At 62.8% G+C, this 20,997-nt stretch carries 19 protein-coding genes; 14 read left to right on the top strand and 5 right to left on the bottom strand.

Going from position 1 to position 20,997, the window contains the following annotated elements:
* Positions 1–271 precede the first annotated feature (271 nt).
* Genes cobJ through cobG form a run of 4 tightly spaced genes read right to left on the bottom strand, consistent with a single transcriptional unit; the run spans position 272 to position 4,620 of the window.
* Positions 272–1,972 (bottom strand): precorrin-3B C(17)-methyltransferase, encoded by a 1,701-nt coding sequence (gene cobJ, locus ACIGDJ_RS16555; RefSeq protein ID WP_397479209.1) that lies wholly within the window; start codon positions 1,970–1,972, stop codon positions 272–274.
* Positions 1,972–2,703: a precorrin-2 C(20)-methyltransferase gene (locus tag ACIGDJ_RS16550; protein WP_101158360.1), complete on the bottom strand. Its 732-nt coding sequence runs from the start codon at positions 2,701–2,703 to the stop codon at positions 1,972–1,974. Before ACIGDJ_RS16550 ends, cobJ begins: the two co-directional genes overlap by 1 nt.
* Entirely contained in the window at positions 2,703–3,329 is a 627-nt protein-coding gene (locus tag ACIGDJ_RS16545; protein ID WP_076565519.1) for a precorrin-8X methylmutase, read from the bottom strand. The genes ACIGDJ_RS16550 and ACIGDJ_RS16545 overlap by 1 nt, the downstream gene beginning before the upstream one ends.
* Positions 3,322–4,620, bottom strand: coding sequence for a precorrin-3B synthase (cobG, locus tag ACIGDJ_RS16540; RefSeq protein WP_397479210.1), 1,299 nt, complete (start codon positions 4,618–4,620; stop codon positions 3,322–3,324). The genes ACIGDJ_RS16545 and cobG overlap by 8 nt, the downstream gene beginning before the upstream one ends.
* Positions 4,621–4,752: 132 nt before the next feature.
* Between cobG and cbiE the strand changes: the two genes are divergently transcribed.
* The 8 genes from cbiE to ACIGDJ_RS16500 all read left to right on the top strand — a co-directional run bounded on the left by cbiE (position 4,753) and on the right by ACIGDJ_RS16500 (position 13,138).
* Entirely contained in the window at positions 4,753–5,964 is a 1,212-nt protein-coding gene (gene cbiE, locus ACIGDJ_RS16535) for a precorrin-6y C5,15-methyltransferase (decarboxylating) subunit CbiE (protein ID WP_397479211.1), read from the top strand.
* Positions 5,957–7,054, top strand: coding sequence for a cobalt-precorrin-5B (C(1))-methyltransferase (locus ACIGDJ_RS16530; RefSeq protein ID WP_101158329.1), 1,098 nt, complete (start codon positions 5,957–5,959; stop codon positions 7,052–7,054). The genes cbiE and ACIGDJ_RS16530 overlap by 8 nt, the downstream gene beginning before the upstream one ends.
* Positions 7,051–7,779, top strand: a complete 729-nt coding sequence (locus tag ACIGDJ_RS16525) for a cobalt-precorrin-6A reductase (protein WP_397479212.1) — start codon at positions 7,051–7,053, stop codon at positions 7,777–7,779. Before ACIGDJ_RS16530 ends, ACIGDJ_RS16525 begins: the two co-directional genes overlap by 4 nt.
* A gap of 261 nt (positions 7,780–8,040) precedes the next feature.
* A complete protein-coding gene (locus ACIGDJ_RS16520; protein ID WP_101158331.1) occupies positions 8,041–8,439 on the top strand; it encodes a DUF2946 domain-containing protein in 399 nt (132 codons plus the stop codon).
* A gap of 47 nt (positions 8,440–8,486) precedes the next feature.
* On the top strand, positions 8,487–8,966 hold the full coding sequence (locus ACIGDJ_RS16515) for a copper chaperone PCu(A)C (protein ID WP_397479213.1): 480 nt from the start codon (positions 8,487–8,489) through the stop codon (positions 8,964–8,966).
* Positions 8,967–8,987: 21 nt separating this feature from the next.
* Entirely contained in the window at positions 8,988–9,434 is a 447-nt protein-coding gene (locus ACIGDJ_RS16510; protein WP_397479214.1) for a DUF2946 domain-containing protein, read from the top strand.
* A gap of 84 nt (positions 9,435–9,518) precedes the next feature.
* Positions 9,519–11,639 carry a TonB-dependent copper receptor gene (locus ACIGDJ_RS16505; RefSeq protein WP_397479215.1) on the top strand — a complete coding sequence of 707 codons (2,121 nt, stop codon included), beginning with the start codon at positions 9,519–9,521 and terminating at the stop codon, positions 11,637–11,639.
* A 125-nt stretch (positions 11,640–11,764) separates the two neighbouring features.
* Positions 11,765–13,138, top strand: a complete 1,374-nt coding sequence (locus ACIGDJ_RS16500) for a PepSY-associated TM helix domain-containing protein (protein WP_397479216.1) — start codon at positions 11,765–11,767, stop codon at positions 13,136–13,138.
* A gap of 453 nt (positions 13,139–13,591) precedes the next feature.
* Here the strand turns inward: ACIGDJ_RS16500 and ACIGDJ_RS16495 are convergent, their stop codons facing one another.
* Positions 13,592–14,080 carry a hypothetical protein gene (locus ACIGDJ_RS16495; protein WP_397479217.1) on the bottom strand — a complete coding sequence of 163 codons (489 nt, stop codon included), beginning with the start codon at positions 14,078–14,080 and terminating at the stop codon, positions 13,592–13,594.
* A gap of 291 nt (positions 14,081–14,371) precedes the next feature.
* Between ACIGDJ_RS16495 and urtA the strand changes: the two genes are divergently transcribed.
* The 6 genes from urtA to ACIGDJ_RS16465 all read left to right on the top strand — a co-directional run bounded on the left by urtA (position 14,372) and on the right by ACIGDJ_RS16465 (position 20,962).
* Positions 14,372–15,637, top strand: a complete 1,266-nt coding sequence (urtA, locus tag ACIGDJ_RS16490) for an urea ABC transporter substrate-binding protein (protein ID WP_056787644.1) — start codon at positions 14,372–14,374, stop codon at positions 15,635–15,637.
* 163 nt (positions 15,638–15,800) lie between these two features.
* Positions 15,801–17,303, top strand: coding sequence for an urea ABC transporter permease subunit UrtB (gene urtB / locus ACIGDJ_RS16485; protein ID WP_397479218.1), 1,503 nt, complete (start codon positions 15,801–15,803; stop codon positions 17,301–17,303).
* On the top strand, positions 17,303–18,382 hold the full coding sequence (gene urtC, locus ACIGDJ_RS16480; protein ID WP_397479219.1) for an urea ABC transporter permease subunit UrtC: 1,080 nt from the start codon (positions 17,303–17,305) through the stop codon (positions 18,380–18,382). The genes urtB and urtC overlap by 1 nt, the downstream gene beginning before the upstream one ends.
* Positions 18,379–19,248, top strand: a complete 870-nt coding sequence (urtD, locus tag ACIGDJ_RS16475; protein ID WP_397479220.1) for an urea ABC transporter ATP-binding protein UrtD — start codon at positions 18,379–18,381, stop codon at positions 19,246–19,248. Before urtC ends, urtD begins: the two co-directional genes overlap by 4 nt.
* A 132-nt stretch (positions 19,249–19,380) precedes the next feature.
* Entirely contained in the window at positions 19,381–20,079 is a 699-nt protein-coding gene (gene urtE, locus ACIGDJ_RS16470) for an urea ABC transporter ATP-binding subunit UrtE (protein WP_397479221.1), read from the top strand.
* A 43-nt stretch (positions 20,080–20,122) separates the two neighbouring features.
* Positions 20,123–20,962 (top strand): urease accessory protein UreD, encoded by an 840-nt coding sequence (locus tag ACIGDJ_RS16465; RefSeq protein WP_101158342.1) that lies wholly within the window; start codon positions 20,123–20,125, stop codon positions 20,960–20,962.
* Positions 20,963–20,997: the final 35 nt, after the last annotated feature.

Genomic DNA, 20,997 nt, shown 5'->3' with positions numbered 1-20,997 from the left:
CAAAGTAAACCTGGACGAAGTTATGCCGCCGATGCAGCGACTTCAAAAAACACAAAACTCAAATAATTTCCCGGGAAACATTACATAACATTCACATCGCTCATGCGCACGATCCGGCAACATATAAGTTGCTGACAAATGATCCGTGAAACAGCCAAAGCGGCGTTCCTGACGCAAGCATCGGCCGGTGACAAAGGGGAAAATCCGAGAGCGAACTTTATCGGGATGTCACGCCGAGGCGAGTTGCTTACAACTTGCCTCGGCGTGCAAATCAGGAAAGCGGCTTTTCGCCGTACCAACGCGGTGTGTAAACCCACTCACCACCGCTGGTGCGAGGGAACGTGCAAGTGGTAGAGGAGCCGATCAGCACCATCGTGCGCATGTCGACCTGATCCGCAGTCAACCCGCCGAGGGTGGTCGTGCGCAACGACTGGCCCGGACGCCCGATGTCGCGCCCCAGCACGACCGGTGTTTGCGGCGCGCGGTGCTGCGCAACGATCTCCAGCGCCCTGCCCAACTGCCACGGACGCGCACGGGAGATCGGGTTGTAGAACGCCAGGGCCAGATCCGCCTCGGCGGCCAGATCCAGACGTTTCTCGATGATCGCCCATGGCTTGAGGTTGTCCGAAAGCGACATCACGCAGAAGTCGTGGCCCAGCGGCGCACCGGCCTGAGCGGCAGTGGCCAGCGAGGCGGAGACGCCAGGCAGGATTTGCAGATCGACGCTGTGCCACGCAGGATCGTCCGATTCGTGCAAGGCTTCCAGCACCGCAGCGGCCATGGCGAACACGCCCGGATCGCCCGAGGAAACCACGATCACCGAGCGGCCTTCGGCGGCGAGCCTGAAGGCATGGCGGGCACGCTGCATTTCTTCGCGATTGTCGGTGCAGTGCTGCACCTGATCATCGCGGAACGGGCCGGCCATGCGCACGTAGGTTTCATAGCCAAGCACATCGGTGGCGCGGGCCAGTTCGGCTTTCACCGCGGGCACCATCAGTTCGGCGGCACCGGGGCCGAGGCCGATAACCGCGAGACGACCGCGTGGCCGGCCGATCTGCGCGACCTCCAGCGGTTGCTCGGCAATCGCCACCGCAAGATTTTCAACGCTGATCACGTTCGCGTCTGGCACTGCAGCGCGGACCAATGCCTGCAGATCGCTTTGCCCCGCCACGAAGCGCAATGGCACGCCCAATTCAAGCGCAGCCTGGCGCAAATTCGTCGAGGCCATATCAGTGTCGGCGGCCACAAGGCAGGCCAGTGCCGGTACGGCGACGTTGGCCGCCTGCAACGCATGGCGAACGACGTCTGGCAGATCAGTCACATCAGCGCTCACCGCCACCGCCACACTGCGCGGGTAAATCAGCAATTCATCAGCGCTGGCCATACGCTGCGCACTGCTTACATGAATCGACCGCTGCGCCTGCGGATCCTGCGGCAACTGCGCCTGATCCAGCCACGGCGCCGCACCTTCGATGCGCACGCTGTGCCCGGCGAGCAGATCGGAAACGAAGCGTTTGCCCGATTCCAGATCCGCCAGTGCATAGCCGCTCGGCGGATTGAGCAGGCAGGTGCCAAAGCGCAATTCGCCGCTGGTGGTGATCGCCGGCGCGACTTGCAGCGCCGCCGCAATCTCCCGGGCCATGACGTTGACCCCGCCGAGGCCGCCCAGCAGCGGCACCACCGCGCTGCCGTCTTCGGCCACTGCGAGCACGGCCGGTTCGGCGCCTTTCTCCAGCAACAGTGGTGCCAGGGTGCGAATGACAATCCCGGCCGCGCACAGGGCAATGATCGGCGTGTCCTGTTGATACAGCGCGCGCAGGGTCGCGCCGAATTCCTGATACAGGCAGTCGGCGCCTTCGACGCGTCCGGCAAGGCCATGGATCTGCGCCGTTGGATAGACCTGCTGAATGCGCCGCGCCGTGGCCAGGCTACCCTGGCCGAGGATGACGATGGCGGGAGTCGAATGCGTCATCAACCTTGCCACCGTTCGCCCGGGACGATGATCAGCGAGAAGTACGGCGAGGACATCGGCTCGACCTGATCCATCGGCACGATTTTCTGGTTGGCCATGGTCGCCCGTTCGACGTACAGCGCGCGTTCGGCGAGGCCGAGCTCTTCCAGCACCTGACGCACCTTGGGAAAGTTGCGTCCCAGCTTCATGATCACCGCCGCATCGGCATCGGCCAGACGCCGCTTCAATTCTTCCTGGGGCAGCACGCCGGAAAGCACCGACAGGCTCTGATTGCGATACACCAGCGGCGCGCCGAGCACCGAAGCGCCGCCAAGCATCGAGCACACGCCGGGCACGACTTCGGCCTCGTATCGGCTGGCGAGTCGGTCATGCAGATACATGTAGGAGCCGTAGAAGAACGGGTCACCTTCGCAGATCACCGCCACGTCGCGGCCGGCGTCCAGATGCTCGGCGACCGCCACAGCGGCTTCGTCGTAGAAATCGCTGATGACCTGCTCATACGACAGCGGTGCCGGCAAGGCCTCGGTGGTCACCGGATAGACCAGCGGCAGCAGCTTCTGCGCCTCGACCAGATGCGCCTCGATGATGCCAAACGCATTGCCCTTCTTGCCCTTGGCCACGAAGTACGCGACCACCGGCGATTCGCGCAGCAGGCGCAAGGCTTTGACGGTGATCAGTTCCGGATCACCGGGCCCGACACCGAGGCCGATCAGACGTCCCTGGGCGTGCATCATTCGATCTCCGTGGCGAGGGCATTGACGGCGGCGGCGGCCATGGCGCTGCCGCCCAGGCGGCCCTGCATGATCACGAACGGCACGCCACGGCTGTCGGCAGCCAGCGCCGCTTTCGATTCTGCGGCGCCAACGAAGCCGACCGGGAAGCCGAGGATCAACGCCGGTTTCGGCGCGCCGGCGTCGAGCATTTCCAGCAGATAAAACAGTGCGGTCGGCGCATTGCCGATCACTACGACGCTGCCTTCAAGGTGCGGGCGCCACAGCTCCAGCGCGGCGGCCGAGCGGGTATTGCCCAGCTCGCGTGCAAGCTCAGGCACGCTGTCGTCGCGCAAAGTGCAGATCACTTGATTGTTGGCCGGCAGACGGGTGCGGGTTACGCCTTCGGAGACCATGCGCGCGTCGCAGAGAATCGGCGCGCCAGCGGCCAGTGCATCGCGCCCGGCCTTGCCCGCGCCTTCGGAGAATTGCAGACCGTCGACAGCCTCGACCATGCCGCAGGCGTGGATCACCCGCACGGCGAGTTTTTCCAGGTCGGCGGGAATGCGCGCCAGATTGGCCTCGCGGCGAATGATCGCGAAGGAGTTGCGATAGATCTCCTGACCGTCGCGGATGTAATCAAGCATCAAGGGGGCTCCGGGAGCGGGCGTCGAGCAAAGTCGCGGCCGCTTCAATAGTAAGGTTGCAGGCGTGCAGCGTGCCGAAACCGGGTTGTGCTGCATCGCGAAAATAGAGGTCGTAATGACCTTGGGCAACGGCCAGCAGCGTCGCTGGCGCGCAGTGAGCGGCGGCGCACGAGCGCGAGCAACCCGACAGGTGCACGCTCTGTCCTGCCGACAGCAGAGGTGCCAGTTGCCGGGCATCCTGCTTGGTATCAGCCAGGCCTTTGCCACAGCCATCGGAGCCGGTGCAGGCGATCAGGCGTGCCAGCGGTTCGGCTTGGCTGGTCAACAGGCCCAACGCTCGCAACTGCTCAAGCACTGGGTCGGTATCAACGGCGTTCACGTTCGGCAGCAGCAGGCTTTGCCACGGGGTGAAGCGCAGGCTGCTGTCGCCAAACTGGCGCGCCAGTTGCGCTGCGCCGCGCAGCATTGACGGAGCGAGTCGCCCGAGTGGCGGCACTGCGCCCACGTAGCAGCGACCCGTCGTGTTTTGCCGGTGGACGCCGATGTGCAGCGCTTCAGCCTCAGGCGAACGCTGCCAGTCGCTGATTGCTCTGACCGACACGCGCTCGCGCAACTGTTCGAGGAATGCGAGCCTCGGCAATTCTCCGAGCAGGTGGCGCATGCGCGTCTGCTCTGGCCGGGCCATGTCGAGGAACAATTGGAGCACCGCCACCACCAGCGCGTGAGCGTTTTGCACGGTCACGGCACCGAGCGGCCGATCCGTCGGGCAACCGGCCAGACCGAATGCCCAGAGGGTTTGGCCATCACGCTCGCACGCCGCCAGCCACAGATCATGTGGATGCTCCAGCATCGCCAGCGCTTCACCGCCATCGAGCTGCACGGCGAATTTGGCGCTCAGCTCATGGAAGCGCGAATGGCTTTGCAAGGTGTCGAGGATTTGCTCGGCGAGGCCGCGCGTGTCGATGCGCATCTGCCGGTCAATGCCGGCGGCCGGGCTGAGCATCAGATTGCGCACATCGTCGCCAGCAGCGGTTTTAGGCCCGAGGCCAGCGGTGAGCAAGCGCTCGATCAGCGCCGCCGATTGCACACCGATTCCACGAATCTGCAGATTGCCGCGATTGGTCGCTTCGATCGCGCCACTGGCGAACTGCTCGGCGGCAGTGGCCACTGCATCGGCCTGATCAGCACTGATCGAACCGCCAGCGAGCTTGATCCGACAGATACCGCCGTCCAGCGCCTGGACGATACGCAGCAACCCCGGGCAGGCCGAGGGGCGTAAGGCGGTGGACATCGGACGTTCGTTCAAGGGGCTGACCGGTTGCGTGGCAGAAGCGCTTCGCGGGCGAAGGCGCGGTATTATGCCTGCTTTGTCCGGCGGCATGAAAAGTCTGCCCGTCGGAACGGCACGTTTAGAGGAATATAGATGTCACCCTGGCTGACGATCGTGGGAATTGGTGAGGACGGCTTCAAGGGCCTGGGCAAGAACGCCCGGCGTGCTCTGATGGGCGCTTCGCGGATCGTCGGCGGCCAGCGGCAACTGGATTTGCTACCGCCGTGCATCAACGGCGAGCGGCAATTGTGGCCGAGTCCGTTTTCTCTCGCGCCCGTGCTGGCGTCGCCGGGCGTGCCGGTCTGCGTGCTGGCCAGCGGCGATCCGATGTTCTATGGCGTCGGTGCCAGTCTGGCGCGTCAAGTGCCGAGCGCCGAGATGTCGATCATTCCCGCGCCTTCGTCGTGCGCACTGGCGGCGGCGCGCTTGGGCTGGCCGTTGCAGGAGGTGACGATTGTGTCGCTGGTGGCGCGGCCGCTGGCGGCGCTCAATGCGCACCTGTTCAGCGGCATGCGGTTATTGCTGCTGAGCAATGACCGCAGCAGCCCGGCAGCCGTTGCGCAACTGCTGCGCGAACGTGGTTTCGGCGCCAGTCGCATGACCGTTCTCGAGCATCTGGGTGGCGACGCCGAACGGCGTATCGCCGGCCGCGCCAGTGAATGGGACGACACTGCGGTTGCCGACCTTAATGTCATCGCTATCGAGTGCCTGGCCGAATCCGGCGTTACCGGTCTGTCGCGTCTGGCCGGGCTGCCCGACTCGGCGTTCCGCCACGACGGCCAACTGACCAAACGCGACGTACGCGCAATTACCCTCGCCCGCCTCGCGCCGACGCCCGGCGAACTGCTCTGGGACGTCGGCGCCGGCAGCGGTTCGATCGGTATCGAGTGGATGCGCGCCCATCCGAGTTGCCGCGCCATCGCGGTTGAGGCTGACGAGGGTCGTCAGCAATTGATCGAACACAACCGCGATGCGCTGGGCGTGCCTGGCCTGCAACTTATCCGTGGCAGGGCACCGCAAGCGCTCGATAGCCTCGAACGCCCGGACGCGATTTTCATCGGCGGTGGCGTGACCCGCGATGGCGTGTTCGAAACCTGCTGGCAACAGCTCAAACCCGGTGGCCGTCTGGTCGCCAACGCGGTGACGCTGCAAAGCGAACTGACGCTGATGAACTGGCGCGAGCGCTACGGCGGCGAGCTGACGCGTATCCACGTCGCCCAGGCGCAGCCGCTCGGCGAGTTCGACACTTGGCGTCAGGCCTTGCCAATCACCCTGCTGGAACTGGTCAAACCCCTCGATGCGTGACGAAACCGCCGAACAACCTGCCCCCTTGCGCAGCGGCCTGACCACCGGCAGCTGCGCCACCGCCACCAGCCTCGCCGCCGCGCGCCTGTTGCTCAGCGGCACGTCGGCCGATGCGGTGCAGATTGTCTTGCCCAAAGGCAAACAGGTGCAGATGCGTCTGGAGTTCTGCCGACTGAATGCGCACGGCGCCGAAGCCGGCACGATCAAGGACGCCGGCGACGATCCCGACGTGACCCACGGCGCTCTGCTTTATTCGCAGGTGCGGCTGCTGGCAGAGCCGGGCGTGCGCTTCATGGCCGGTGCCGGCGTCGGCACCGTGACCCGCCCTGGGCTGGTGCTGCCGGTGGGCGAACCGGCGATCAACCCGGTGCCGCGCCAAATGATCAGCGATCACCTGAGCCTGCTCGCCGCGGAGACCGGCTATGGCGGCGGGTTTGAGGTCACGGTGAATGTCGAACGCGGCGCAGAACTGGCGCTGAAAACCATGAATCCACGCTTGGGCATTCTTGGCGGTTTGTCGATCCTCGGCACCAGCGGCATCGTCCGACCGTTTTCCTGCGCGGCCTACATCGCTTCGATTCATCAGGGCATCGACGTGGCGAAAACCAACGGTTACCTGCACATCGCCGCGTGCACTGGCAACGCCAGCGAAGACACCATGCGCCGGGTCTACAACCTGCCGGAAATCGCCCTGATCGAAATGGGCGACTTCGTCGGTGCGGTGCTCAAGCATCTGCGCAAAGTACCTGTGGATAAACTCAGCCTGTGCGGCGGTTTCGGCAAGATCAGCAAACTCGCCGCCGGCCACATGGACCTGCATTCGCGGCATTCGAGCATCGACTTGCCGCAACTGGCCGACTGGGCGGCGGCGATCGGCGCAGACACCACGTTGCAGCAAGGCATTCGCGCGGCCAACACCAGTCAACAGGCGCTGGCCATGGCGGCTGCGGCAGGGATTGCGCTCGGTGACGAAGTTTGCCGGCATGCGCTGAGTTTTGCGCGCAGCGTGGTTCCGGCGCAGGTGCAGGTCGAGGTGTTTGCGATCGATCGTCAAGGCGGCATTGTCGGACATGCCGGAGGTTTTGCATGAAGCGGATTCTGCTGCTCGGTGGCGTGACTGAAGCGCTGGCGATCGCCCGCACGCTGGGGCCGCAACATATTTACAGCCTCGCCGGGGTTGGCCGGGTGCCGACAGATCTGAGCTGTCAGGTACGCGTCGGTGGTTACGGTGGCGCTGAAGGTCTGGCGCAATTCATTCATGACCAAGGCATCGATCTGCTGCTCGACGCTACGCATCCGTATGCCGCGCAAATCAGCCAGAACGCCGCGACTGCCGCGCAACTGACCGGTATTCCCTGCTGGGCCTTGCGCCGCCCGGCGTGGCAGCCACAGCCCGGCGATGACTGGCGCGAAGTGGGCGACTGGGCCACGCTGATCAGCGCGCTCAAACCCTTCCGCCGGCCGCTGTTCACGCTTGGCCGCGAACCGCTGCAGCATCTGCATGAAATTCCTGAGAACCAGTTCTGGACCCTGCGCGCCCTCGACATCTATCCCGGCAACGCGCGCTGCGAAGTGATCGGCGCACGCGGCCCCTTTCTGCTCGAGGATGAACGAGCGCTGTTCGAGCGCCGGCAGATCGACGTGCTGATCAGCAAGAACAGCGGCAGCTCCGCCACCGAGCCGAAGCTGGAAGTGGCGCGTGAGCGCGGCGTACCGGTGCTGGTGTTGCAGCGACCGGAGTTGCCGGGGGTTGATCGGGAGTTTGGCTCGGTGTCTGAAGTCCTCTCTGCCCTCTCGAACCTCAGCCCAACCTGAAGCCAGGAAAATTCAGGAATACCTTCGCGGGCAAGCCCGCTTCCACAGGGACGCGGGGTGTAGCTGATATCTGTACGCAGCCACAAACCTGTGGGAGCGGGCTTGCCCGCGAAGGCGTCAGATCTGGCGCTGCAAATCCTGTTGGCTACACTCTTTCCAACTGCGCACTGCGACACCACACCGCACGACGCTTTTTTACTTATCGGCCCTGATCAGGCTAAATAGCCCGCGCCTGATCGCCCACTCCAACGGATCTGTCCCATGAACCGACACCGGCTAGCATTTGCCTGGATCGCCTGCTTTGCAGTGCTGTTCAACATGCTCGCCATGCCGATGAGCGGGGCGATGGCGCAAGCGGCCAGTTCGCCGGCCGAGCAATTGCTCTGGAGCAGTTTTTGCACCGGCAGCGGCATGAAGATGGTGGCGATCGACATTGGCGCCAGCGATCAAAAGGCCCCGCAAAACGACAGCCATTCGAACATGCAGCATTGCTGGTGTTGCTCGGGCTCGGCGCCGCTGGTGGCGCTGCCGGGGCATTCGCCGCAGTTGTATTTCGCGCGCTTTGAGAGCAATCGCAGCGTCACGCCCGCCTCACTGCAAACACCAACACCGCGCCAGCAATGGCCAAGTCTCAATCCCCGTGCCTCGCCTCTGGTCTGATTTGTTCGCGCAATAACCCGCGTTTCAAATCGTTCTGGAGAACTGCCATGTTGAACAAACTCATCGTCGTCGCTGCGCTGCTGCTGCCGGCGTGCTTTGCCCATGCCCACGAATACAAGGCCGGTACGTTGGAAATCGCCCATCCGTGGTCACAGGAGCTACCGCCGAATGCGCCGACCGTCGCCGCTTATTTCATCATTCACAACACCGGCAAGACCGACGATCGCCTGCTCAGCGTCGACTCGCCCATCGCCTCTGAAGCGCAGCTGCACGAGCACGTGATGCAGGGCGATCTGATGAAGATGCAGCAAGTGCCGAGCGTGGCGATTCCGGCGGGTGGCAACGTGACCTTCGCGCCGATGGCCTACCACGTCATGTTGCTCAATCCGAACGATCGGAGCCTGCTCAGCGATGGCAAACGCTTCCCGATGACCCTGCACTTCGAAAAGGCTGGCGACGTCACCGTCGAAGTCGCCGTGCAGAAAAAACCGCCGAAAACCACGCAGACGCACGCTCACGCTCAGTAAGCCATCCGGCAGACCTCGCCCATGCGCTCGCCGAGCAGCAGGCCCTTCCGGCAACGCAGTCAGACTGAACACCTGACCTGCGGCAGCTGGATCGCCCTGTTCGCCATGTTGATGATCTTCATCGGCCCACTGATCTCTCAGTCGATGCCGATGGATCAGCACGCCTCGACGTCGATGCCGATGAGCATGGACATGTCGATGGGCATGCCTGGCATGGATCACGGCAGCCATGACGCCAAGCCGTCCGCCGAACAATGCCCACCGCAATCCTCGCACCATGCGCTGTGGGAAAAGTGCGGTTATTGCAACCTGCTGTTCAATTGCCCGGCGCTGACCGGCAGCGGCGATTTCGTCGCCTTCAACATCCCGCCACCCAACACCTTCACCCCGCTCTCCCCGCGTTTGGGCCATGCCCGCCGTCCATTCTTCCCCGGGGCCCGCACCCGCGCCCCGCCCATCGCCACGTAAACAAGCACCTCTGATTGCACACGGTTGAGAAGACAGCTCCAGGCTGCCGGCCGTGGTGTTTACGACTGTTCGATGGAAATTGTCATGTCCAGGTTTACTGCTGTCCCCTGCGCGGAATCTGCCCGCGCGCACTTTGCCCCGAATGAATCGCGGATTCGTTGCAGGCACGCTATTGCCATCTTTTGCGGCGTACTGCTGACACCGCTGGCGCTGGCCGACGAGCACGCAGGCCAAGAAAATCAACTGAGCCCGACGGTAATCACTGCCATCGCTCCAATTTCGCCGCTGACTATCGTCACCAATCCTAAAGACCCGCGCCAGCCAGTGCCGGCCAGTGACGGTGGCGATTATCTGAAGACCATTCCCGGCTTCGCGCTGGTGCGCAATGGCGGCACCAACGGCGATCCGGTGCTGCGTGGGATGTTCGGCTCGCGCCTGAATATCCTCACCAACGGCAGCATGATGCTCGGCGCCTGCCCCGGGCGGATGGATGCGCCGACCTCGTACATTTCCCCGCAAACCTACGATCAGCTCACGGTGATCAAAGGCCCGCAAACCGTGCTCTGGGGCCCGGGTGCATCGGCGGGCACGGTGCTGTTCGACCGCGAGCCGGAAAGCTTCGGCGAACTCGGCACGCGTGTTAACGCGAGCATTCTGGCCGGCTCCCACGGCCGCTTCGACAAGGTGGTCGACGCCGCTGCCGGCGGTCCGTCGGGTTACGTGCGGGTGATCGGCAACACCGCGCATTCCGACGATTATCGCGACGGCAACAATGACATCGTCGCCTCGCGCTACGACAAGTGGAACGGTGACATCGCGCTGGGCTGGACGCCGGACGCCGACACCCTGATCGAACTCACCGCCGGCAAGGGTGATGGCGAGGCGCGTTATGCCGGGCGCGGCATGGACGGCTCGCAGTTTCTGCGTGAAAGCCTTGGCCTGCGTCTGGAAAAATCCGATATCAGCGAGGTGCTGGAAAAACTCGAGGCGCAGGTCTACTACAACTACGCCGACCATGTGATGGACAACTACACCCTGCGCACGCCATCCGGCACCGGCATGATGGCGGGGCCAATGGCGTCGAATGTCGACCGCCGCACCCTCGGCGCGCGGATCAAGGCGACCTGGCGTTGGGCCGAGATCCAGCTGATCACCGGCCTCGACGCGCAAACCGATGAGCACCGCCAGCGCAGTGCGATGGGTGTCGATACTTACAAGGATCTGCCGTACAGCAAGGATGCCGATTTCCACAATTACGGCGTGTTCAGCGAAATGACCTGGTACGCCGCCGAGCGTGATCGCTTGATCACTGGCGCACGGGTGGATCGCGCCTCGGCCAGGGATTATCGGCAAACCACCGGGTCAGGGATGATGTCGCGGCCCAACCCGACCGCCGACGCCACCCGCGCCGACACATTGCCCAGCGGCTTCATCCGTTACGAGCATGACCTCGCCGACAGCCCGACCACGCTCTATGCAGCCCTCGGCCATGCGCAGCGCTTCCCGGATTACTGGGAACTGTTTTCGCCGAACGCCGGCCCGGCGGGTTCGGTCAACGCCTTCGATTCGATCAAGCCGGAAAAAACCACTCAGCTGGATTTCGGCGCGAATTACGAAAGCGCCGACCTCGAGGCCTGGGCTTCGGGCTATGTCGGCGTGGTGCGCGATTACATCCTCTTCGACTACACGCCAGCAATGATGGGCATGAACACCTCGCGCGCCGAGAACATCGACGCGCGGATCATGGGTGGCGAGTTCGGTGCGGCCTACAAGCTCACCGACAACTGGAAAGCCGATGCGACCCTGGCGTACGCCTGGGGCAAGAACAGCAGCGACGGCAAGGCCCTGCCGCAAATGCCGCCGCTGGATGCGCATTTCGCCCTGACCTACAGCCAGGACGACTGGAGCGCCGGCGCCTTGTGGCGCGTAGTCGCCGCCCAACACCGTATCGACGCGAACAAGGGCAACGTGGTCGGCAAGGATTACGACCAGAGTTCGGGCTTCGGTGTGTTTTCGCTCAACGGCGCGTACCGGATCAACAAGCACTGGAAGGTCAGCAGCGGCGTCGACAACCTGTTTGGCAAAGCCTACGCCGAGCACTTGAACCTGGCCGGCAACGCCGGGTTCGGTTACCCGGTCAATGACCCACAGGCAATTAATGAACCGGGGCGCACGCTCTGGACCAAAGTGGATATGAGTTTCTGACAAGAAAAGTCAAAAAATCGCAGGCTGCGCCAGCTCCTACATGGGATTGCGTACGACCTGGAGGCGCTGGCGAAGGCTGCGATCTTTTGATCTTGAAAAATGATTCGCTCAGCGGAGCACACGTGATGCAAAAGACTCAACCGAATTTCTACAACCTGGCCTGGCGTTGGCATTTTTACGCCGGTCTGTTCGTCGCCCCGTTCATGGTGATGCTGGCCCTGACCGGGATCATCTATCTGTTCAAACCGCAGCTCGATGCGCTGATGTACAGCAGCCTGCTTGAGGTACCTGCCGGCCATCACACGGTGCCGGCCGATGACCTGCTGCAACGGGTGAAAACCGCGTACCCGCAAGGCCAGGTCACCCAGTACCTGCCGCCGGTGAATGCCGAGCGCAGCGCACAATTCGTGGTAAAAGACGCTGGCCACGAACTCAACGTGTTCGTCGATCCGTACCATGGCGACATCCTCGGCGAGCAGGATGCCAAGCAGAATCTGCAAGCCATCGCCCGCGCCATTCACGGCGAATTGATGATCGGCACCGTCGGCGATCGGCTGATCGAAATGGCTGCTGGCTGGGGCGTGGTGCTGGTGGTGTCGGGGTTGTTCCTGTGGTGGCCACGCGGGCAGGCGGCCGGCATTTTGTGGCCGCGGCTGAATGCGCGCGGCCGTGTGCTGTGGCGTGACCTGCATGCGGTCACCGGCTTCTGGGGCGCGACGTTGCTGCTGGTGATGCTGCTGAGCGGGATGACCTGGACCGGTTTCTGGGGCAAACAATACGCGGCGGTATGGAACGTGTTCCCAGCCGCGATGTGGGACAACGTGCCGACTTCCGACGTCCAGGCACGCAGCCTCAACAGCGCCACCCGCCAGACCGTGCCATGGGCGATGGAAAACACGCCGATGCCAATGTCCGGCGACCACGCCGAACACATGGCCCACGGCAACGCCCACGCTGGCCCCGCTGCACCCGCCATCACCTTGCAGGATGTGCAGAACATCGCCAGCGAGCGGCAAGTCGAACCGGGCTACAGCATAACCCTGCCGACCACCGCCACCGGTGTATTCACCATCGCCGTGTCCGCCGACGACCCGCGCAACGACGCCACCCTGCACGTCGATCAGTACACCGGCAAAGTCCTCGCCGATGTGCGCTTCGAACACTACGGCGGCGTCGCACGCGCCACGGAAATCGGCGTGATGCTGCACGAAGGCAAGATGTTCGGCACCTTCAACCAGATCGTCGTGCTGCTGATCTGCCTGATGATCCTGCTCAGCGCCGTCAGTGGCGTGGTGATCTGGTGGAAGCGTCGGCCCGAAGGCAAATTCGGCGTACCGCCGCTGCGCCATGACCTGCCGAAGTGGAAAACCGGCGTGGCGATCATGCTGGTGCTGGCAGTGATATTCCCACTGGTGGGTGCATCGCTGGTAGTGGTGTGGTTGCTTGATCGGTTCGTGCTGCCGAGAGTCGCCCGTAACACCGCAGAGCTACCTCGCTGAGGGGATTGGCGCGGGCGGCTTCAATCGCCCGCGCCAGTTGTTTTGCTGGATTACAAATCGTCACGCCACTTGACCGTAGCCGGGCTCGGAGATCGCTGGCGGCGGGTTCGCCATGCGCTGCCCATTCGTCCCGACTGGCGCCAGTAGTAACCTGCGATCAAGACTCTGAATTCCCGCGCTCGACCACGGAGGGATCAAGTTGTGACAACGCCTCGTGAGAAACATAGTGCGCGTGCACTGAACAGTCATCAGGCAATACGGGACGGCCCTCATTGTCGCTCGGGAAAACCGTTCCACGGCTGAGCGCGACGATGCCGCCCTCCAATGGTTCGGTGACCACAAAACGGCCCGATCGCGCCAAAATGTTTGTTGCGACGATGGGCTTCGATAGCCACGGCAAGTTCCTGCGGAGTGAAAAGTTTGCATAGCGCCACGGTTGAACTGGCGGGAACGTCACAGGATCTGGCCGGGAGTAAAAGTCAAAACCCTCCAGCTGATAGCCTTGTGGCAGTTGCGATTGTTTTTTGGCATCCACTCGAAACAACTGTTTGGCATCCCATGCCGCCAGACCGGTCGGGCGTGAATGGGTCGCGACAGGTCCGGATAGAGTTTGCGAAAGACATCGTGACGAGGCGGATGGTTATGAATGTTCGCAGCGAACGTGTAACCCTTGGGCGGCACCAACGAACCCGATGCGTCGAGTTCGACGATGGTGCTCAGGTCGAAACTGCTGACGCCGCCAGGCACGGGCGCCGTCGCCACGAACTTTCCGTCCGGGCGCAGCAGAATCACACTGCCGTGCTCCCTGTCCGAGCCGAGCGGGATCCGGCTGTGAACCCAATAAGCGGCGTCCTCTTGGGTGAGAAAAGCGGTACTGAGGGTTAAAAGTCGTTTTTTAGCGGGACTCGCCGTACGGCCAGACCGGCCTGACACATCACTCATAAAATATCCTGTTGGAAAATCGGGATAACGATCGAATGAGTCTGTGCTCGCAGTACCTGCGAATGGCGGTACATGAGTGTCCGCATCCGGACGCCCACCACGCCCCAATCTGGCGCACCTCGGCGCACCATCGCCCGCAACCCGTCCCCTCGTGGTGCACGCGTTCAGCCCGCGACCGCTCTGACACGACATTTTCCTGCCTGATCGCGACCGGGCACAGCCCTTGCAAAACACCTTCAGTCGTCCGCATCTGCCAATCAAAAAAAATCGAATGTTCATGGAGATCGCACAATGAAGCGTCGCAGTTTGATCAAGGCTTTCACACTCACGGCATCCATCGCCGCGATGGGCATGACCTGGACTGTCCAGGCGGCCGAGACCATCAAGGTCGGGATTCTGCATTCGTTGTCCGGGACCATGGCGATCTCCGAAACGTCGCTCAAAGACATGGCCCTGATGACCATCGACGAGATCAACGCCAAGGGCGGTGTGAACGGCAAGATGCTCGAGCCGGTGGTGGTCGACCCGGCGTCGAACTGGCCGCTGTTCGCCGAGAAGGGTCGGCAGTTGCTGACTCAGGACAAGGTCGCCGTGGTGTTCGGCTGCTGGACGTCGGTGTCGCGCAAATCGGTGCTGCCGGTGTTCGAAGAACTCAATGGCCTGCTGTTCTACCCGGTGCAATACGAAGGCGAAGAGATGTCGCCGAACGTCTTCTACACCGGCGCAGCGCCGAACCAGCAGGCGATTCCGGCGGTGGAATATCTGATGAGCGAAGAAGGCGGCAGCGCCAAGCGCTACTTCCTGCTCGGTACCGACTACGTCTACCCGCGCACCACCAACAAGATCCTGCGCGCGTTCCTGCATTCCAAAGGTGTGGCCGACAAGGACATCGAAGAGGTCTACACGCCGTTCGGTCACAGCGACTATCAAACCATCGTCGCCAACATCAAAAAATTCTCCGCCGGCGGCAAGACTGCGGTCATTTCGACCGTCAACGGCGACTCCAACGTGCCGTTCTATAAAGAGCTGGCCAACCAGGGTCTGAAGGCCACCGACGTGCCGGTTGTAGCGTTCTCGGTCGGTGAAGAAGAGCTGCGCGGCATCGACACCAAGCCGCTGGTGGGCAACCTTGCGGCGTGGAACTATTTCGAGTCGGTTGAAAACCCTGCGAACAAGAAATTTGTCGCTGACTGGAAAGCCTACGCGAAGAAACACAACCTGCCGGGCGCTGATAAAGCGGTGACCAACGACCCGATGGAAGCCACCTACGTCGGCATCCACATGTGGGCGCAGGCGGTCGAGAAAGCCAAATCCACCGACGTCGACAAGGTCCGCGAAGCGCTGGCCGGGCAGACCTTTGCAGCGCCGTCCGGTTATACGTTGACCATGGACAAGACCAACCATCACCTGCACAAGCCAGTGATGATTGGCGAAATCCAGAGCGACGGGCAGTTCAACGTCGTGTGGCAAACCGAAGGCCCGATCCGCGCGCAACCGTGGAGCCCGTTCATTCAGGGCAACGACAAGAAGCCCGATTATGCGGTGAAGAGCAACTGAGTAACCGGATGTCAGTCTTGCGCCTGGCGTGAGGCCGACACTATCCCCCTGTGGGAGCGGGCTTGCTCGCGAAGGCGGACTCACATTCGACATGTCAGTCGACTGACACATTGCTTTCGCGAGCAAGCCCGCTCCCACAATGTCCGCGTCAAGGCGACTGACCATGCCCACTGCCCTTTACCGATTTATCTGTGCCATCGCACTGTTGCTGCCAATCCTGGCCCACGCCGGCGACGCCGAAGACTTCGTCGCGGCCAATGCGATGCAACAGGCCAAACTGCTGGAAGCCTGGGCCGCGCAGCCGGATCCGGCGCGCATCGAATTGCTCGGCGCCTTGCAGCAAGGCGAGCTGAGCATCGATGGCCAACCCAAAACCTTGCGCCTGAACAACCGCCTGCGGGGTCTGATCGACACCGCGATGGCCAGCCATCAATTGCTCGCCGCCGACGCCAAAATCCGTCTGAGCGCCGCGCAGCAATTGCAGAAAAGCGCGAAACCCGCGCAGCTGAAATTCCTCGACCAGCAACTCGCTGGCGAGAAAGATGAAACCGTCCACGCCGCCCTGAGCCTGGCGCTGGCCAATCTGCAACTGGTCGACGCCGATCCAGCCGTGCGTCTTGCCGCCGTGCGCCTGCTCGGTGAAACCGGCGACCCGCTGGCGCGCACACGCCTCGAAGGCCTGCTCGAACCGGAAGTAGAAAGCGATGCCGGCGTGCGCACCGCCGCTGAAACCAGCCTCGCTCAGGTCAAACGCAAACTGCTGATCGGCGAAGTCCTCGGCCAGGCCTTCAGCGGCATGTCCCTCGGTTCGATTCTGCTGCTGGCGGCGCTCGGTCTGGCAATCACCTTCGGCCTGCTCGGGGTGATCAATATGGCCCACGGCGAGATGCTGATGCTCGGTGCCTACTCGACCTACGTGGTGCAGTTGATGTTCCAGCGCTACGCACCGCAAGCGATCGAGTTCTATCCGCTGATTGCGCTGCCGGTGGCGTTTTTCGTCACTGCCGCCATCGGCATGGCCCTGGAGCGCACGGTGATCCGCCACCTCTACGGCCGGCCGCTGGAAACCCTGCTCGCGACCTGGGGCATCAGCCTGATGCTCATCCAACTGGTGCGTCTGGTGTTCGGTGCGCAGAACGTTGAAGTGGCCAACCCGGCGTGGCTGTCCGGCGGTGTTCAAGTGCTGCCGAATCTGGTGCTGCCGTACAACCGCATCGTGATCATCGCGTTCGCATTGTTCGTGGTGGTGCTGACCTGGCTGCTGCTGAACAAGACCCGCCTCGGCCTGAACGTGCGCGCCGTCACCCAGAACCGCAACATGGCCGCTTGCTGCGGCGTGCCGACCGGGCGCGTCGACATGCTCGCGTTCGGCCTCGGTTCGGGCATCGCCGGATTGGGTGGCGTAGCGCTCAGCCAGATCGGCAACGTCGGTCCCGACCTTGGCCAGAGCTACATCATCGACTCGTTCCTGGTGGTGGTGCTCGGCGGCGTCGGCCAACTCGCCGGGAGCGTGTTCGCAGCGTTTGGCTTAGGCATCGCCAACAAGATTCTCGAACCGCAGATCGGTGCGGTGCTCGGCAAGATCCTGATCCTCGCGCTGATCATTCTGTTCATTCAGAAACGTCCGCAAGGCCTCTTCGCACTGAAAGGACGGGTGATCGACTGATGAACCAGCCTCTGTTAGTCACGGCCACACAAAAGGCCGGGCCGAAAACCACGCTCGCGGTCGGCGCGGTGGTTCTCGCCCTGCTGGTCGCCCTGCCACTGCTGTCGTTGTTGCCGGCGGAAAATACCCTGTCGGTCTCGGCGTACACCCTGACGCTGGTCGGCAAAATCCTCTGCTACGCCATCGTCGCCCTGGCGCTGGATCTGGTCTGGGGTTACGCCGGGTTGCTGTCGCTGGGCCACGGTCTGTTCTTCGCCCTCGGCGGCTATGCAATGGGCATGTACCTGATGCGTCAGGCTGCGGGCGATGGCTTGCCGGCGTTCATGACCTTCCTGTCGTGGAGCGAATTGCCGTGGTACTGGACCGGCACCAGCAGCTTCCTCTGGGCCATGTGTCTGGTGGTGCTGGCGCCGGGTCTGCTGGCGCTGGTGTTCGGTTTCTTCGCCTTTCGCTCGCGGATCAAGGGTGTGTATTTCTCGATCATGACCCAGGCCCTGACCTTCGCCGGCATGCTGTTGTTCTTCCGCAACGAGACCGGGTTTGGTGGCAACAACGGCTTCACCAATTTCCGCACGATTCTCGGCTTCGGCATCACCGAACCGGGCACTCGTGCGGTGCTGTTTCTGGCCACGGTGTTGCTGCTGGTGGCGAGTCTGTTCATCGGCTGGCGTCTGGCGCAAAGCAAGTTCGGCCGTGTGCTGACAGCGCTGCGCGATGCGGAAAACCGCTTGATGTTCTGCGGCTACGACCCGCGTGGTTTCAAGCTGTTCGTGTGGGTGTTGAGCGCGGTGTTGTGCGGTCTGGCCGGCGCGTTGTATGTGCCGCAGGTGGGCATCATCAACCCGAGCGAGATGTCGCCGACCAACTCGATCGAAGCGGCGGTGTGGGTCGCTCTCGGCGGGCGCGGCACGCTGATCGGGCCGCTGCTCGGCGCCGGCGTGGTCAACGGCATGAAGAGCTGGTTCACCGTGGCGTTCCCGGAGTACTGGCTGTTCTTCCTCGGCGCGCTGTTCATCGTCGTGACGCTGTACCTGCCCAAAGGCGTGATCGGTCTGCTGAAAAAACGAGGTGAACAATGAGAGTCACAGCGAGTGCTGAATTCATGCTGGAACCTGCGTTTTTCCCCGTGGAACCGAACAAGGACGAAGGCACCAGCCGCGACTCGATCGGCCTCGGCCAGCGCGTCGGCCCCGGCCTCGATACGCGCCACGGCACGATCCTGACCCTGGAAGACATCAGCGTCAGCTTCGACGGCTTCCGTGCGCTGAACAATCTCAACCTGTACATCGGCGTCGGCGAATTGCGCTGCATCATCGGCCCCAACGGCGCGGGCAAGACCACGTTGATGGACGTGATCACCGGCAAGACCCGGCCGAGCCACGGCAAGGCGTGGTTCGGCGAAACGCTGGATTTGACGCAGATGAGCGAAGTGCAGATTGCCCAGTCCGGGATCGGCCGCAAGTTTCAGAAACCGACGGTATTCGAAGCCTTGAGCGTGTTCGAGAACCTGGAGCTGGCGCAGAAAACCGACAAGTCGGTGTGGGCCAGTTTGCGTGCGCGCTTGAGCGGCGAGCAGAAGGATCGCATCAGCGCAGTGCTGGAGACGATTCGCCTGACCCCCTCGGTCAATCGCCAGGCCGGCCTGTTGTCCCACGGGCAGAAGCAGTTCCTGGAGATCGGCATGTTGCTGATGCAGGACCCCCAACTGCTCTTGCTCGACGAACCGGTGGCGGGCATGACCGATGCCGAAACCGAGTTCACCGCCGAGCTGTTCAAATCGCTGGCGGGCAAGCATTCGCTGATGGTGGTCGAGCATGACATGGGCTTTGTCGGCTCGATTGCCGACCACGTCACCGTATTGCATCAGGGCAGCGTTTTGGCCGAGGGCTCGCTGGAACAGGTGCAGGAAAACGAGCGGGTGATCGAGGTCTACCTCGGCCGCTGAATTGCAAACACATTTCGAATGTGGGAGCGGGCTTGCTCGCGAATGCGCAGTGTCATTCAACGTTGATGGCGACTGATCCACCGCATTCGCGAGCAAGCCCGCTCCCACAGGGAGATTTGGGGAGAGTTGAACATGCTGCAAGTCGACAAACTGCACCAGTACTACGGCGGTAGCCACATCCTGCGCGGCCTGAGCTTTGACGTGAAGGTCGGCGAAGTGACCTGCCTGCTCGGCCGTAACGGCGTCGGCAAGACCACCCTGCTCAAATGCCTGATGGGCCTGCTGCCGGCCAAGGAAGGCGCGGTGAACTGGGAAGGCAAACCGATCACCACGCTCAAGCCGCACCAGCGCGTGCATGCCGGGATTGCTTATGTGCCGCAAGGCCGCGAGATCTTCGGGCGTCTGACGGTGGAAGAAAATCTGCTGATGGGCCTGTCGCGCTTTCCAGGCTCAGAAGCCAAAGAAGTTCCGGGTTTCATCTACGAATTGTTCCCGGTGCTGCTACAAATGAAGCAGCGCCGTGGCGGCGATCTGTCCGGTGGTCAGCAACAGCAACTGGCGATCGGCCGGGCATTGGCCAGCCGCCCGCGCCTGCTGATTCTTGATGAGCCGACCGAAGGCATTCAACCGTCGGTGATCAAGGAAATCGGCGCGGTGATCAAGCAGCTCGCGGCGCGCGGTGACATGGCGATTCTGCTGGTCGAGCAGTTCTACGATTTCGCCGCCGAGCTGGCCGATCAATACCTGGTGATGTCGCGGGGCGAGATCGTCCAGCAGGGTCGCGGTGAAAATATGGAGGCCGAAGGTGTTCGCGGGCTGGTCACGATCTAACGCGCCGGTCTAATCTGTAGCTTCCTAACGATAATCACACACCATGAATTCACTTGCCTCACCTGCCCTGTTTACCCCGAGCTGGCACGCCGAGCTGGAGCTGGCCTACGCGCGCTTCGGCGATTGCACACGGCCGACCCTGCGCCGGCACCTCGGCCCATTGCGCGTGCAAAAGCACCTGTACGCCGAAGGCCCGGAGGTCTGTCAGCACATCATCGTCCATCCGCCGGGCGGGATTGCCGGCGGTGATCGCCTCGACATCAGCGCCCGCGTCGAAGCCAACGCCTGGGCGCAGATCACCAGCCCCGGCGCCGCCAAGTGGTATCGCGCCGGTGGCCCGGCTTTTCAGCAACTCGATCTGCAGGTAGCCGCCGGGGCGACGCTGGAATGGCTGCCGCAGGAAACCATCGTCTACAGCGCCGCGCAGGCTGAACTGAGCACAACCATTGACCTTGAAGGCGATGCGCGGCTGTTCTACTGGGATGTCGTGGCGCTGGGCAGGCCGGCCAGTGGCGAGCGCTTTGACCTCGGGCATTTTCAGGCGCACCTGGATATTCGCCGCGATGGTCGGTTGCTCTGGCATGAACGGCAGCGCATTGTCGGTGCGGACGGTTTACTCGATTCGCCGATCGGCCTGGATGGGCAACCGGTGTTTGCGACGATGCTGGTGACCGGTGAGATAGACGCCGAGTTGCTGGAGCGCTGCCGCTCGCTGGGGCACGAAGTGCGTGGAGACTTGACGCAGTTGCCGGGGTTGCTGGTGGCACGGTGTCTGGCCGGTGAAGCGTTACTCGCCCGCGCCTGGCTGATTGATTTATGGCGACTGCTAAGGCCTGCGCTGCTGGGCCGCGAAGCCATGCCCCCCCGAATCTGGAACACCTGAAATGCATTGCCCTGTAGGAGCTGACGAGTGAAACG

The sequence above is a fragment of the Pseudomonas sp. NPDC079367 genome (assembly GCF_044542195.1).
In the GTDB taxonomy this organism is placed as follows: Bacteria; Pseudomonadota; Gammaproteobacteria; order Pseudomonadales; family Pseudomonadaceae; genus Aquipseudomonas.
This window is presented reverse-complemented; position numbering and strand designations above follow the sequence as displayed.